This is a genomic window from Verrucomicrobiota bacterium (genome assembly GCA_019247695.1).
Lineage (GTDB): Bacteria > Verrucomicrobiota > Verrucomicrobiia > Chthoniobacterales > JAFAMB01 > JAFBAP01.
Map to the genome: position 1 here is coordinate 13,686 of JAFBAP010000078.1, position 13,920 is coordinate 27,605.

The following is a 13,920-nucleotide window of genomic DNA, read 5'->3' on the forward strand; positions in this document are numbered from 1 at the left end:
AGGTGATCGAATCAAAGGCTATGGTCCAATTAAACCGGCAATATGAACGCAGTTACAGTTTAGAAGAGCCGATCACGATAAAGGTCGTCGGGGTGGGTGGGGCCGGCTCGAATGCGTTGGATCGCGTCATGCTGGACGGCATCGATGCGGTGGAGATGGTAGCGATTAACACCGATGCGCAGTCGTTGGCCGCGTCCGTGGCTACCCAGAAAGTTCAGCTTGGCCGGAGCCTGACGCGCGGCTTGGGGACGGGTGGCGACCCGGAGCTGGGGCTCGCGGCGGCCCAGGAGGCGGTTGAAGAAATCCGGAGCGTCCTGCGCGGCGGCAACGTCATCTTTATCTGCACGGGGCTGGGGGGCGGCACGGGATCGGGGGCCGGCCCGTTGATCACGCAGCTTGCCAAGGAGAATAACGCGCTGGTGCTGGTGTTCGCGGCGATGCCTTTCAGCTTCGAGGGCCGGCGCCGATGCCAGCAGGCGGCGACAAGCCTGGCGCAGCTGAGGTCGGTGGCCGATGCCGTCGTCTGCTTTGAGAACGACAGGATGGCTGAACTGGCGTTGCCTCGGATGGGAATCCACGAGGCCTTCGCGGCTGCAGACCTGACCATCAGCCAGAGCATTCGCTCAATCGCCAACCTTCTGCAGCATCCTGGGTTGCTTCACATCGGGTTTGACGACGTGTGCGCCGTCCTGCGTAACGGGGATGCGCGCGCCCTCTTCGGGTACGGTGAGGCGGAAGGCGAAAATCGGGCGCACGAGGCCCTGACGAGGGCCTTGAAAAGTCCCCTGATGAACCGGGGCGAGTTGCTCGCTGACGCCTACCACGCCGTGGTTCATATCTGCGGGGGGACGAGCGTCACCCTGGGCGAGGTGCAAATCGTGATGGAGGAGTTGAACCGGCACATCAACGAACAGACCCAGATTTTCATGGGGATCGGGATCAACTCAAAAATGGGGGGCAAACTGTCCGTCAGTGTCCTGAGTTCGCTTGGGGACGGCTCCGTCCGGGCGGTGCAGCCGCCGCCGGCTCTGCACGCTATACCCTACCAGACGTTGCCTGCGCCCGTTCCGGACACCGGTCCGGACCCTGCCAGGGCGACGGTTTTACCGGATCGTGCCCGCATTGCCGCAGGCCCGGTGCCTGTGTCCGTTGCCGGTGAGGGTGATCATGGCACGACCGGCCCGTTTCAACCACCGCCTAAGCGGGCGGAAGTGATGCAGGCAGAGCCGGCGTCCCGCGGCCGCTTTGACAAGGGTGAGCCGACTATCATCGATGGTCAGAACCTCGACATCCCGACGTTCCTGCGCAAAAACCCGGAGAATCGTTAGGTGCGATGCGGATCGCGGAAGGCCCGAACCGGCCTGCAGGAAACCGTGACAGCCGCCCCCGGGCATGCTTCCGGGGGCGAACCCGATACGTGCTGGACGCGGCCTTTCGAAAAGGGTATATTATCGGCTTGGCATGGCGTTTGAACGCACAGAGTGTATCCTTCATCAGATTTCGCCGAAGGCGTTCTCCGCCGCTGTGCGTCCCCCGGTGAGTTCGGTTCCGCCAACCGGCCCGGAGGCAAACAAGCATCCGGAGGCCCTGTTCCAGGAAGCGCTCAGCTTCCTGCGGGAGGGAGGCTACCGGGTGACAAAACCGCGCGAGCTGATCCTGCGTGCGGCCATCTCCTTCACCGGACCGTTCCACGCCGAGGACCTGCTGGCCAAAGCCCGCGAGATTGACCGGTTGATCTCCCTGGCCACGGTCTACCGGACCTTGCCGATGCTGCTGGACAGCCGTCTCATCCGGGAGGTCGAGCTCAACCGCGAACACCGCTATTACGAGGTGAACCGGGAGCAATCGCCGGCGGCGTTTCACATCGTGTGTACGGACTGCGGCCAGGTCGTACAGGTGCAGGACGAGTGCATCACCCTGCGTGAACGTTTCCTGGCCAATCGCCTGGGCTTCAAGCCGTCAAAACTGAACGTTCGCATTGAGGCGACGTGTCTGGAGTTGCTGCAAACCGGCGAGTGCCGCCGGCGTGAGCCCGAAAGTCCGCCGGGTGCGGGCTCCAGGGAGGCGTCGCCGAAATTCAAAAGCGAGGCCGGACAGGCCGCCCCTTAAGGCGCCGCGCCTGTGTCTTGCCTCAAGCCGCGTTTCGGCTCCGGATCAGTCGGTCAGTCAATCAATCGTTGCGCCGGATCTTCGAGAGAAGCCGCAGGATTTCCAGGTAAAGCCAGACCAGGGTCACGGTCAGGGCAAAGGCGCTGTACCACTCCATCCACTGCGGGGCGCGGACCTGCACCCCCTGGTCGATGAACTCGAAATCAAGCACGAGGTTCATCGCCGCCACCGCCGCCACCAGGAGGCTGAATCCTATGCCGACCGGACCTGCATCCTGCAGAAACCCGAATGACTGATGGCTGAACAGGGAGAAGATCATGTTCCCGAGGTAAAGCAGAACCACCCCGGCAGTTGCCGCCACGATCATGGATCGAAACGTCTGGGAGACGCGGATGAAACCGGCCTGGTAGCCGGCGAGCAGCGCGAACATCACTGAAAAGGTCAGGCAGACCGTTTGCACCACGATGCCGTGAAAGCGCTGCTCGAAGAAGACGGACACCGACCCGATAAACAAGCCTTCGGCCAGGGCGTAACACGGGCCCGAGACCCGGCTCCAGACCGGTCTGAAGGCAGTTACCATCGCCAGGATAAATCCCCCGAGAGCGCCGCCGAAGGCGAAGGGCGCAGCCAGACCGGGTTCGTGGAGACAAGCGCGCCAGCTGAACGCGGCGGATCCTGCCACGAGCACCAGAAGCAGAAGGGTTCGACTGACCACGCCTCGCAAGGTCATCGCGCGAGCCGATGCCGGCAGCGCACGAAACATCGATTCAGTTAAAACCGGATTTGTTGAACGCATAAGGAGCTTTGAAGGAGTTATATTATGCCACAGGCGGGCCGGTTTTGCTCGAAAAACGCGGGTGGCCGGCACACCCGGCGGGACGGAACCGAGGCCGCATTCAAAAAAAACCAAGGCCGCGCGGCTTGCACTGCGCGGCCATCGTTCCGAGAACTTCGTTTCAGGGTTCGACCGTTCAGGCCAGAACTTCCTGAGGAACGTCAATCGGCTTCTCTTTCTTGCTCAACGCCCGGCGCAGCTTTGCCAAAGCAATGTTCTGCAACTGCCGGATGCGTTCACGGGTCACGCCGAACTTCTTGCCGACCTCTTCCAGGGTCTTCGGTTTGCCGCCGTCCAGTCCGAACCGCTGAAAGATGATCTTCCGTTCGCGATCATCGAGCACTTCAAGCAATTCGCTGACTTCGTCGCGGAGGTTCTTATCCCGCAACAACTCAAACGGCGTCTGCGCATCCTCATCTCCAACGATCTCACCGAACTCGGTCGAGTCATCGTCGCTGATGGGAGCATCCAATGAGGCAGGACGGATCGAGACCGTCTTGAGCTGTGAAACCTTGCCGCTGGAAATGCCGATCTCCTCGGCGAGTTCCTCATCGGTCGGTTCACGCCCCAGTTCCTCGCTCATTTGCAAGGAAACCCGTCTCATTTTTGAGATCTTATCGACCAAATGGACCGGCAGACGGATGGTCTTGCTCTGGTTGGCCAGCGCGCGTTTGATGGATTGTTTGATCCACCAAGCAGCGTAGGTACTCAGTTTGCCACCTTTTGCCGGGTCGAAGCGCTCCACGGCCTTCATCAAGCCGATGTTGCCCTCAGAGATCAGGTCAAGCAGCGGAAGCCCTAAATTCGCGTAATCGTGTGCAATTTTAACCACCAAGCGAAGGTTCGCCTTAATCATCAACGCACGCGCTTCACGGTCGCCCTTCTTGATGCGCGCGGCGAGCTCAATCTCTTCTTGGGGGGTGAGAAGCGGAATTTGTCCAATCTCGCGGAGATATATCTTAATCCCCGTATCTGAATCTTCACCAGCCATAGTAACGTGTTCGGTATTCCAAAGACAACCAACCATCTTCTCTGCCCGAAACAGCGGGCCTGAGAAAATGCTTAACCACCTTAATCAATTCCTTCGGGCTTTGACACCCCAAGAAGTCACGGTGTTCAAGAAAATCCTTTGCTATTCTCTTATTTTTAGTTCTCAGCAAAGGATTGTTCCAAAAAGGGTTTCGCCTCTTACTTCCAGCTTGGATTCTAAAAAAATCCCAAGCCGCCATCGTTTTGCCCTTGTCCCGCCACAAGCAGCGTCATGCTTGTCCGGGGTCAAACGTGAACCTGCAAGAAACCACAGCATTATAGGGTTGTCAAAAAATTCCTCACGTTAAGCCCCGTTGCAGGTCTGACCCGGCCAACCCGGGCCGGTGCCGCGAAGCCGTAGCGGAGTTTACCATGGACATTTCATCACCTGAGGACCCGGCGAATACCTGGACCGGAAAGAGCGTTCTGGACTCGGACGGCCAACAAATCGGCGTCGTCGACGCAGTCTGGCTCGATCCATCGACGTTGGCGATCGAGTTTGCGGGCGTTCAGATCGGCTTGGGGTTCGGAAAAACGCACCTGGTTCCCGCAAAAATGGTCGTCCCCTCGGAGGACGAGTATGCCGTCCGGCTTCTCTGCCCGGGCTCGCTCGTCAAAAGCGCGCCGGCCTTTGTCCCGGGTCTGGAGTTGGCCGCGCTTGACAAGGAACGAATCAATCAGCACTTCGGAGTCCAGGTACCTGCGCAGCGGGTTACCGATATCCAGGACGTCCGGCCGGGTGAAGGCCTGAATCCCGGGCAGGCGGAGCCGCCGAACGAGCCGGGTTCCCTGGCCCTGACCCCGCCTCCGCTACCCGAGAGCGAACACACCGCTGCTGAACGCGCTTTCCCTACGGAGCACCCATTAAAAGACTGGATCAACGAAGCTCACTGACCGCCACCCGTCACCCGTTACCCGCCACTCGTTACTCGTTACCCGTTAGCCGTTACCCGCTCACCGCCCGTAAACCCTCCCTTTCCATTCGGATCGCTGCCCGTGCCAATAGCGCCAGGCTGACGACCACGTCATCAGCAGGTAGAGAAAACTGGCTCCGGAAAGGGCAAAAACCCGCCACCAGGCCAGCCGGTAAAATCGGATCACGGGCGTGTAAGTGGCGGCCATGATGCCCACGGCCGCAAGGCCCAGCAACCGGGTCCGGCGCCGCGCAAAAATCAGTGCCGCCCATGGCACCCAGAAGAGGGCAAGCATGGCAACGGTTGTGCCCGCGAGAAGAAACGAAGAATAACCGAGCTGGGTAAAGGCCGTGCGGTCCACCATGCGCCAGAACTCAGCCAAGCGGCCGTAAGACCGCCGGCTTTTCACGGCGTGACTTAATCCGACCCAGGTGCTGCCGCCGGAACGTTTAACCTCCTTTGCCAGCGTGCAATCATCGATGAGCGCACCTCGCAACGCTGCGAATCCGCCTAAGGTGCGAAGCCGGTCCGTGCGCAGAAGGATGCAGCCCCCGGCTGCGACCCCCAGTTTGGTTCCGGGCCGGTTGCCGAGGGCGAACGGGTAGAGCAGTTTGAAAAAATAGACAAACGCGGGCACCAGCAGCTTTTCCCAATCCGATCGGGCGCTGAGTTCGGCCATGACCGAGACCAGGTCGCGCTTCTCCGTTTCCAACTTGCGCAGCAGCGCGGCAAGGGTTCCCGGAAGCAATTCGATGTCGGCATCCAGGAGCAGCACCAGTGGCGATTGCACCCGGGTCAGCCCCTGGTGGAGCGCCCAGAGTTTACCCGACCAGCCGGGGGGCAGCGGTTCGCCCTGGATGACGGTCAGTCTCTCGGCCGGAACGGCCGCCCGGGCGTACCCGGCGGTTTCATCGGTTGACTGATCATCAATGACGACCATCTGCAAACCCGCGCCCTGCGCTGCCAGCGCCTTGAGGGTACGGCTGATGGTCGCTGCCTCGTTTCTGGCGGGAAGCAGGGCCGTCACTGACCCCAGGTCCAGGTGGTTTGCCGCCGGATCAGGCTCGAGCCGTTCGCGGGTGCTCCAGGGGCGCCAGGGAAGCAGGCCCAGGCAGGCCCAGGCCGCGGCAACCGGCAGAATGGCGCCTTGTAAAGCCTCCTGAGGCCATGCGACCCCGAACGGCCCTCGGCTTAGTCGCATCAGGCCGATTGAGGGTAGCCCAGGTACCGTGGGTTCTGGGCCGTCGAATCGAATTTGTTCGAGGTTTTGTAGAGCTCGAATTTCCCGCTGGCGGCCGCCTGCCGGGTTTTGGCAAGCAGAGTGGCCAGTTGTTCGGAGTTGAACGGCTCGTAAGTACGAACCGCCTCGAACGCCTGATCCAGGATCTGCATCGAGTCGATGCCGGTAATGACCACTGAGACCGGCAAATGCATCGCGTAATGAAGGCATTCAATCGGGGACACGGTGTTGCTTTTCAGCAGGAGACCGTCGCCCATGCTTTTCATTCCCAACACGCCGATGCCTTCCTTTAACGCCGCCGGAACCACCTGGTGCCGAAAACTACGAAAATGCGCGTCCATGAGGTTGAGCGGCATCTGAACGGTATCGAACTGGAAACCGTGCTGTCCAGCCACCTCCAGCATCCGGAGGTGAACGGCCGGATCTTTGTGACCGGTGAACCCGATGAAACGGAGTTTGCCGGCCTGCTTTGCTTCGAGAAAGGCCGCCATGGCGCCGTTCTCATCGAAGATCTGGTCCGGATCCTCCATGCGGATGACCTCGTGGTGTTGCAGGAGGTCCAGGCGGTCGGTTTGAAGGCGCTGCAGGGATTCTTCGATCTGCTGGGCTGCCGCCTGTTTGGTGCGGCCGTCAATTTTGGTCATCAGAAAGGCTTTGTCCCGGTAACCGTCACGGAGCGCCTTTCCCATCCGGATTTCGCTGGCGCCCTGGTTGTAATCCCAGGAGTTGTCCAGGAACGTGATCCCGCGATCGATCGCGGTGCGGATGATCCGGATGCTGTCGGCTTCATCCGGCTGCTTGCCGATGTGGAATCCGCCGAGCCCGACGAGCGAGACCTGCTGGCCCGTACGCCCCAAGGTACGGTACAGCATGTCACCTTTTCTGGTCTGCTCGGGGTGCGGTTGATCCTGACCGGATTCCTCCGCGCCGCTCGATGCCGGCAAAAGCGCCGGAGCAACGAGTCCGGCGCCCAAGGCAAGGGAACTATTTTTCAGAAAATCACGGCGACTGGTTTTCATAAGATGTTCTGGTTCCGAAAGCGCCGAGCACGCGCAACGCCGCGCAAGCTGCACCGTAGCCGTTATCCACGTTTACGACGACCAGCCCCGGGGAGCAGCTGGCCAGAGCCGCCTGCAGGGCAGCCGTGCCGTTAGCCGCAACCCCATAGCCGACGGAGGTGGGCACGGCGATGACCAGGCCCGGCACGAGCCCGCCGACCACGCTGGGAAGTGCACCGTCCATTCCCGCGACGACGATTACGACGGGGAAGGTCCGGATTTCTTTGATCCGCTCGAGGAGGCGCCAGAGCCCGGCAACGCCGACGTCGCTTGCCAGGGTGGTTGCCTGACCATAAAACGCCAGGGTCCGCATGACTTCCAGGACCACCGGTGCGTCGGATGTACCGGCTGAGAGAACGGCGACCCGGGGACGTGCCGGAGGCGCTTTTATCAGGCCAAAAAACGCCGTGCGCGAGACCGGATCGTAGTCGAGCTGCCGCTTCAAATCCGGCGGCAACCCGTCGTACTGGCGTTGCGCCAAGCGGGTCAGCAAGATCGACTGCCCGGCTACAGCCGCTTGTTCAAGGATCCGCGCCAGCTGGGGAACGCTCTTGGATTCGGCGTAAACGGCCTCGCTGAAACCGAGGCGTTCGGCGCGGTCGAAATCGAGTTTGATCTGCTCGTCCTCGCGCATCGTCAGGTGTGCAGAAAAGCGCTGCCGACCCGGTAACGTTCATACCGGACGGCGGTGCCGGGCGGGATCGCAACTCCGGCGTCCGGTAAGGACCGGAGGTGGCAGGTAAGCCGATCTTGATCGTCGATGGAAAGCTGCCCAAGGGTTTGCGGATCCAGCTCGATGACGATTGCACCGCGCCGGACCCGGCACCGGACGACCTGGGGCTTTAAGCTGGCGGCGATAGCTTGTTCGACCCGGTGAATCAAGCGCAGCGTATCCGCCTCGATGCGGATACCCGATTCGACCCGGCTTGCCAGGCAAGGCGCGGCGGGCAGGTCGGCGATGTTCCCGAGCCCGAGGCGTGCAGCCAGCGCCCGGACGTCCGCCTTGGCCAGGCCTGCTTCGACGTACGGGTGCCGCACCCTGAAGAGTCGTGCCGCTTCCAGGCCGGGACGATACTCGCCCAGGTCATCCTGATTGGCTCCCGAAAGGATTGTCGCGTCCGTCAACCGGTGAATCGCTTCATAAAGGCTGTGCTTGCAGTGGAAGCAACGGTTAACCGGGTTGCTGCGGTAATTCTCATTTCCAAACTCGCCCGCATCGAAAACGGTCAGAGACCAGCCTTCCCGTTGCGCAAGGGCGCGCACCCTCGCACTCGCTTCTTCAGGGACGGCCGGGGAAACCGCGTGAAACATCGCGGAAGCGCCGTCGGGCAGCACCCGGTGGGCCAGCGTCGCCAGGGTAAGGCTGTCAACCCCTCCGCTGACTGCGATGGCGACGGGCTGCACGTTGCGCAGGATATCGTTCAGCCGGCCCTCAATGCCGTCCAGGTCAACAGGGTCAGGCGCGTAAAGCTCAGGCGCTTTCGTCATGGCCGGGAAGTTCGGTGGGTGGAACCTTTTGGTTTTCATGCTCGGCTTTAAACCACGGTTGACGGTCCCGCAGCTGCCGGAAAGCCTGCTCCGTTGCCAGTTGGCCAGCTTCGATTCGGCGAAAGTGCCCGCCCTCGATGCGGGCCAGATCTTCGATCTCGGCCTTTCCCGAAAAACCGGCGCCCGGGCGTGACACGACCTTCACCCTGACCGGCCGGCCCGTCACCGCGACCGGCTCAATGGTGCGTGCCAGGGTGAAACCGTGCACAAAATGGTAACGCAACCCGATGGTGGTAGTCTCTTCAAAGCACCGCCGAGCCACTTCCTCGACGTCATCCGGAGCGGTGAGAAGCCGGAGATGGGCGGCCGACCGGCCCCGTTTTCCGATCGCGGTCTGCTGCACGACATCGAGAATCGCAGGGTGCGAGCGTAACCGGTCCAAAGCGGCGGCAAGGTCCTCCGGCGTCTGGTCGTCCACTTCAAATTCCACCACGGCAAGCTCGCGCCGGCAGAAGTCCGGCGCGGGAAATCCATCGGCCACCGTGCCTTCGGCCGGGTGGCCGGGCCGCCAGTCCTCCGCTGCCGCCGCCGTGTCCATCTGCGAAGCGGCGCGGTCGTCTTCCTCCCGCCGCGCCGGAGCTTCCGAAAAGGCCAGTACGCGCAGGCAGTTGCTGATACCGGCCAGCGATTTGGTGCCCAGGCCGGTGCCGGAGCGCAAAAGCGCCTGCGAAATCCGCCGGCCAAGCGGTCGGCAACCCAGGTAACGGACAATGGCTGCGCCGGTCGGGGTGACGCGTTCGCCATCGATCCCATCCTGGTGCACCGGAAAGCCCTCCAGCAACCAAGCCGTTGCCGGGGCCGGCACCGGAAGCAATCCATGGGCGGTCCGGATGCGCCCGGTACCCAATGGGAGAGAGCCGATCGACCACAGGCCTGCGTCTAATACCGCAATCAATTGGGCGGCTCCGACAATGTCGACGATCGAATCGGTCGCGCCGACTTCATGAAAGGCCACGTGTTCCTCGGCGATCCCGTGGACCTGCGCTTCCGCCTGGGCCAAAAGGCCGAAGATCCCGAGAGCATGGGATTTGACGCCGGCCGGCAAAAGGGCGTCGCCGATCAATCCCTTGATTTCCCGCCAGGTAACGTGCCCGTGCCCGTGCCGGACGGGCGCCGCGTCCGGAGCCGGCCACGGCACAGACGCATGCTGGTGTTCGCCCGTATGATGGTCCTCGGCGTCACCATCACCCGCCTGGGCGCCGTCCACCTCGACTAAAAAACGCAACCCATGCAAACCATGGTTCCGGTGCGCTTCCACGCGGCAGGCGCGCAGCCCAGGCAGGCGCATTGCATCGACAGCCGCAAACAGACCATCCTGATGCTCCGGAAAAGCATGCAACAGGGCCGCGATGAACATGTCTCCTGCGATGCCTCCTACCGGATCTAATTGTACTTCCATGCTCAGAACGGCCGTCCCCGGACGGTTACCCCCCACGTTGACACCACAATCAACCGGGCTGCAAGCGAATGGTCCTGGGGGCGACTCCCTGAGCGTGGCGTACGGCGTGCAGTCCGGTCAGGCGGAGATTCGCCGGCGACGGCGGGCGAGTTTCCTGGCCGCCGGACAACCGGCAATCCCGGCCAGGGCAACGAGGGCAAGCAGGAACGTGGAGGTTTCCGGTACCGGGGTCACCAGAATGCGTGCATCGGAAATGTTGAGCCCAATGTCGTTCACCGTACCGCTCGGCAGGATGTCAGCCCGGCTGAGCGTAAGATTGGAAAAGGTACCGGTATTCAGCACGGGGCCGCTCTGCAATTGCGTGTAGAGGGGGTTCAGGCTGGTGCTGGCATTCACGCTGAATTGGAATGCCAGGAGGTCGTTCCCGTGCTGCAGGTCGAAGCCGAGTTGGGGGTACGCGCTGGCGATCTGCAGGGCCACATCGCTCGAGGTGACGGGCTCTTTGACGCCCCCGACCTGATAGGAGAGACCGGTTGGCGTAATCGAAAGGTACCGGCCGCCGACGTCGAGGGTCAGGTGGGCGGTATCGAGGGTGAAATCGAGGCGGAAGGGGGCCGGGTTCGACCCCACGAAACTCGGCCAGCCCGGGGTACCGTCGATCACTCCAGTGATGTCGTAACTGACTGCATTGCCATAAGCCGAGCCGAACGTGAACGAAGCCAGCGCCACAATTGCTATGAAAATTCTCATTTACATAGTTGCATTACCCGAATCGGCCCCGCCGAGTCGAGCGCAGAGTTCTGGCACACCACGGCCACGGCGAAGAAACGGATCACACGGCGCCACGGCGGAACACGGCGAACACGGCGGGAAGAGGGGGAAAGAGTTCGGAGTTCGGAGTTCGGAGTTCGGAGTTCGGAGTTCGGAGTTCGGAGTTCGGAGTTCGGAGTGGCATCTGGGGGGCAGGTGCGAGTGTCAAGCTTAGAGTTACCGCCCGCTCCTCTTAATCTGTGTCAATCTGTGTAATCTGTGGATGGATCCTCTTTTCTGCGTTCTTCTGCGTGTTCTGCGGATCATTTCGTTTTCCCGCCGGGTGAGCCTGACGCTCCAGGGAGATCGGGCCCGGTTCTACGACGCCTCCGGGCTCCGAACCCCGAACTCCGAACTCTTCCTCTTCCCGCCGTGGTCGCCGTGTGCCGCTGTGGCGCCGTGTGATTCTTTCCCGCTGTGACCTTGGTGTGACGCCGTCACGGGTTGCGCTTCTGGAGCGTAACGGTATTGCCGTCCGGATCCAGAATGACCGCCTTGGGGCACGCGGAACTCTCCACCGGTTCGATGAGGAAGGTGCATCCGATTGATTTCAATTCCCCGATGGCCGCCTCAAAATCCTCCATCTCCAGAGCGACCGGGCCGCCATCTACCGAGGGCTTGCATTGCTCGGCGCCGGAGCCGATGGCCAGCACCCCCGATCCGACTTCGTATTCAACCCAGCTCATACCCCGCCCTTCGTATACCGTGCCTGAGCTCAGGCCGAGGGTTCCCTCGTAGAAATCCCGCGCCCTTTTGAGATCGGTGACGGGGTTAACGGCGAATGCAAGCTCAACGTCCTTCATTTTTTCTCGAATGATGAGAGGCGATCAGTAAAGGGGTGGTCTCCCGGGCTGTCAACCACCGCGAATTCCTGGGGCGGGCAACGGCTCCATGGGTGCCCGCATCGCTGCAGGCACGCCGGCCGCCGTCAGGCGGTGACGGGCTGAACTCCGCTGGGCGCTTTGATTTCTTCGGTAATCACCGTGAATTTCTCCAGCCGGTGACGCCCGAAGACCATCGTGATCGGGACGTCCGCCGCGTCTCGTCCTCGTCCGATCACGATGCGGCCGATCCGCCGCCGGTTATGACGACCATCGAAGGTATACCAACGGTCGCCCAGAAAAACTTCGAACCAGGCGCTGAAGTCCATCGGGTCCGGCGAGGGTGGTACGCCGATGTCGCCGAGGTACCCGGTGACGTAACGGGCCGGGATGTTCAGGCACCGGCAGAGCGTGATCGACAGGTGGGTAAAATCGCGGCAAACGCCGACCTTTTCCCGGAAAGCATCCAGCGCGGTGCGGGTGGCGCGGGCTTGCATGTAATCGAAGCGCAGGTGCTTGTGCACGAAGTCGACCACCGCCTGCACCCTGGCCCAACCGGGCGGCGTGTTGGCGAACTGTTGCCAGGCGAAATCAAGGAGTTCGCTGTCGACTTCGCAATAGCGGCTCGGCAAGAGGAATTGCAAAGTTTCGACGGGCAGGTTCCGGACGTCGTGTTGAGCCGCGTCCGGCGCGTAAACATCAGGTTCCCCGCTGTCCCGGATGACGGCTTCATTTACGAATCGGATGGTACCAGCCGGGGCACTGACCCGCCCGCAGTGGTTACCGAACACGTCATGATAATGCGTGATGGGGGATTCGGGCTCGATCCGGAAGAGTTCGTCTCCGGTTAGATCGGCCTCACGTTCGGGATGAACGCGCAGCAGGTAGATGACGGCGGTCGGGAATGGCAAACTAAGGGCGATATCATATCCGATCTTGATCAGCATAAGGCGGTCCGTGGTCAGGGATTGGCAAAGGCGTTTGGCCAGCACGAGAGTACGCGCGCAAGCAGGCGCGCTCCTATCAGGAGGGCCCGTTCATCGATGTCAAACGTAGGGGTATGCAGGGGAGTGACGGGGCGTCCGGGCGTGTTCGTCCCGAGGCTGATCATGCACCCGGGGGTCAGCCGCGTGTATTCGGCAAAGTCTTCGGCGCCCATGCTGACGCGGTCATCGGTCGCGACGGCAGCATCCCCGAGCAGTTCACGAGCAGCGCCGGCACAAAGCCGGGCGATGGCGGGATCATTGACCAACCCCGGAAGCAACGGGTCAAACCTGGGGGTGACGGTTGCCTGGAAAGCCTGGGCGGCACTTGCGCACAGGCGTTGAAGACAGTCGTGGGCGCGTTCGGCCGTTGGTTGGTCGACGGAACGGATGGTGCCTTTCAGGGAAACGTGATTCGGGATGACGTTGGAGGCATGTCCGCCCTGGATGGCGCCAATCGTGACGACTACCGGGTTCCGGGCGTCGTTCTGTCGCGGCAAAGCCTGGTAGATCAGCGTTATCAGGTGGGCCGAGGCGGCGATCGGGTCCACGGTGTCATGCGGCCGGGCGCCGTGTCCCCCACGCCCCGTCACCTCGATCGTGAAATCCTGGCACCAAGCGGTGCGTGGCCCGGGCGTGACGCCAACGGTTCCGACCGGCCGGTTCGGATCGACGTGGAGCGCCACTACAGCCTCAACCCCGGACAGGGCGCCCTGACGGATCATCTCAAGCGCCCCCTGGCCGACCTCTTCGGACGGCTGGAAAATGGCCCGCCAGCCCACTGCCAACCCCTCTGCGCGGTGAAGCGCCAGCGTCAAGCCCAGCAGGATGGAGGTATGCGCATCGTGCCCGCAGGCGTGCATGACGCCGGGCTGCTGTGAACGGTACTCCACCGGATTTGCCTCCTCGATCGGCAGGGCATCGATGTCGGCCCGCAGCGCGATCACGGGTTTGCCGGGAGACGGGACGGCCGTTGCCGGATCCGCAATGATGCCGCGGTTGCCTTGGCCGACCCGGTGAGGTACCGCCGCCCGCGCCAATCGTTCACTCAGGTAGGCCGTCGTCGCAAACTCGGCCCCGCTCAACTCAGGGTAGCGGTGAAGGTGCCGCCGCGTCTCCGGTAAAGTCGCGGCAAGGCGCTCCAGCCTGCCCTCAAGATTATCCACAGTGGCAC

General features: G+C 62.1%; 14 protein-coding genes. 3 read left to right on the forward strand and 11 right to left on the reverse strand.

What is annotated here, in order from left to right; translation table 11 throughout:
* The first annotated feature begins 20 nt into the window (after window positions 1-20).
* Window positions 21-1,328 carry a cell division FtsZ family protein gene (locus tag JO015_08160; protein MBV9999072.1) on the forward strand — a complete coding sequence of 436 codons (1,308 nt, stop codon included), beginning with the start codon at window positions 21-23 and terminating at the stop codon, window positions 1,326-1,328.
* Window positions 1,329-1,461: 133 nt separating this feature from the next.
* The gene (locus JO015_08165) at window positions 1,462-2,109 is read left to right on the forward strand and encodes a transcriptional repressor (protein ID MBV9999073.1); all 648 of its coding nucleotides are present in this window, start codon (window positions 1,462-1,464) and stop codon (window positions 2,107-2,109) included.
* Window positions 2,110-2,170: 61 nt separating this feature from the next.
* On the opposite strand, the gene JO015_08170 is transcribed toward JO015_08165, so the two are convergent.
* Window positions 2,171-2,905, reverse strand: a complete 735-nt coding sequence (locus JO015_08170; protein MBV9999074.1) for a Bax inhibitor-1/YccA family protein — start codon at window positions 2,903-2,905, stop codon at window positions 2,171-2,173.
* Window positions 2,906-3,080: 175 nt separating this feature from the next.
* Window positions 3,081-3,935: an RNA polymerase sigma factor RpoD/SigA gene (locus tag JO015_08175; GenBank protein MBV9999075.1), complete on the reverse strand. Its 855-nt coding sequence runs from the start codon at window positions 3,933-3,935 to the stop codon at window positions 3,081-3,083.
* Window positions 3,936-4,345: 410 nt separating this feature from the next.
* Between JO015_08175 and JO015_08180 the strand changes: the two genes are divergently transcribed.
* Window positions 4,346-4,867, forward strand: a complete 522-nt coding sequence (locus JO015_08180) for a PRC-barrel domain-containing protein (protein MBV9999076.1) — start codon at window positions 4,346-4,348, stop codon at window positions 4,865-4,867.
* A gap of 60 nt (window positions 4,868-4,927) precedes the next feature.
* On the opposite strand, the gene JO015_08185 is transcribed toward JO015_08180, so the two are convergent.
* The 9 genes from JO015_08185 to JO015_08225 form a co-directional block, all read right to left on the reverse strand.
* On the reverse strand, window positions 4,928-6,088 hold the full coding sequence (locus tag JO015_08185; GenBank protein ID MBV9999077.1) for a glycosyltransferase: 1,161 nt from the start codon (window positions 6,086-6,088) through the stop codon (window positions 4,928-4,930).
* Window positions 6,088-7,146, reverse strand: a complete 1,059-nt coding sequence (locus JO015_08190) for an aldo/keto reductase (GenBank protein MBV9999078.1) — start codon at window positions 7,144-7,146, stop codon at window positions 6,088-6,090. The genes JO015_08185 and JO015_08190 overlap by 1 nt, the downstream gene beginning before the upstream one ends.
* Window positions 7,127-7,819: a nickel pincer cofactor biosynthesis protein LarB gene (gene larB / locus JO015_08195; protein MBV9999079.1), complete on the reverse strand. Its 693-nt coding sequence runs from the start codon at window positions 7,817-7,819 to the stop codon at window positions 7,127-7,129. The genes JO015_08190 and larB overlap by 20 nt, the downstream gene beginning before the upstream one ends.
* Window positions 7,820-7,821: 2 nt before the next feature.
* Window positions 7,822-8,622, reverse strand: a complete 801-nt coding sequence (locus tag JO015_08200) for an adenine nucleotide alpha hydrolase (GenBank protein MBV9999080.1) — start codon at window positions 8,620-8,622, stop codon at window positions 7,822-7,824.
* Between the two features lie 34 nt (window positions 8,623-8,656).
* Window positions 8,657-10,132, reverse strand: coding sequence for a LarC family nickel insertion protein (locus JO015_08205; GenBank protein ID MBV9999081.1), 1,476 nt, complete (start codon window positions 10,130-10,132; stop codon window positions 8,657-8,659).
* A gap of 117 nt (window positions 10,133-10,249) precedes the next feature.
* On the reverse strand, window positions 10,250-10,882 hold the full coding sequence (locus JO015_08210) for a hypothetical protein (protein MBV9999082.1): 633 nt from the start codon (window positions 10,880-10,882) through the stop codon (window positions 10,250-10,252).
* Between the two features lie 497 nt (window positions 10,883-11,379).
* Window positions 11,380-11,745, reverse strand: a complete 366-nt coding sequence (locus tag JO015_08215; GenBank protein MBV9999083.1) for a VOC family protein — start codon at window positions 11,743-11,745, stop codon at window positions 11,380-11,382.
* Between the two features lie 125 nt (window positions 11,746-11,870).
* Window positions 11,871-12,710 (reverse strand): transglutaminase family protein, encoded by an 840-nt coding sequence (locus JO015_08220; protein MBV9999084.1) that lies wholly within the window; start codon window positions 12,708-12,710, stop codon window positions 11,871-11,873.
* 14 nt (window positions 12,711-12,724) lie between these two features.
* A complete protein-coding gene (locus JO015_08225) occupies window positions 12,725-13,912 on the reverse strand; it encodes an amidohydrolase (protein MBV9999085.1) in 1,188 nt (395 codons plus the stop codon).
* Window positions 13,913-13,920 lie beyond the last annotated feature (8 nt).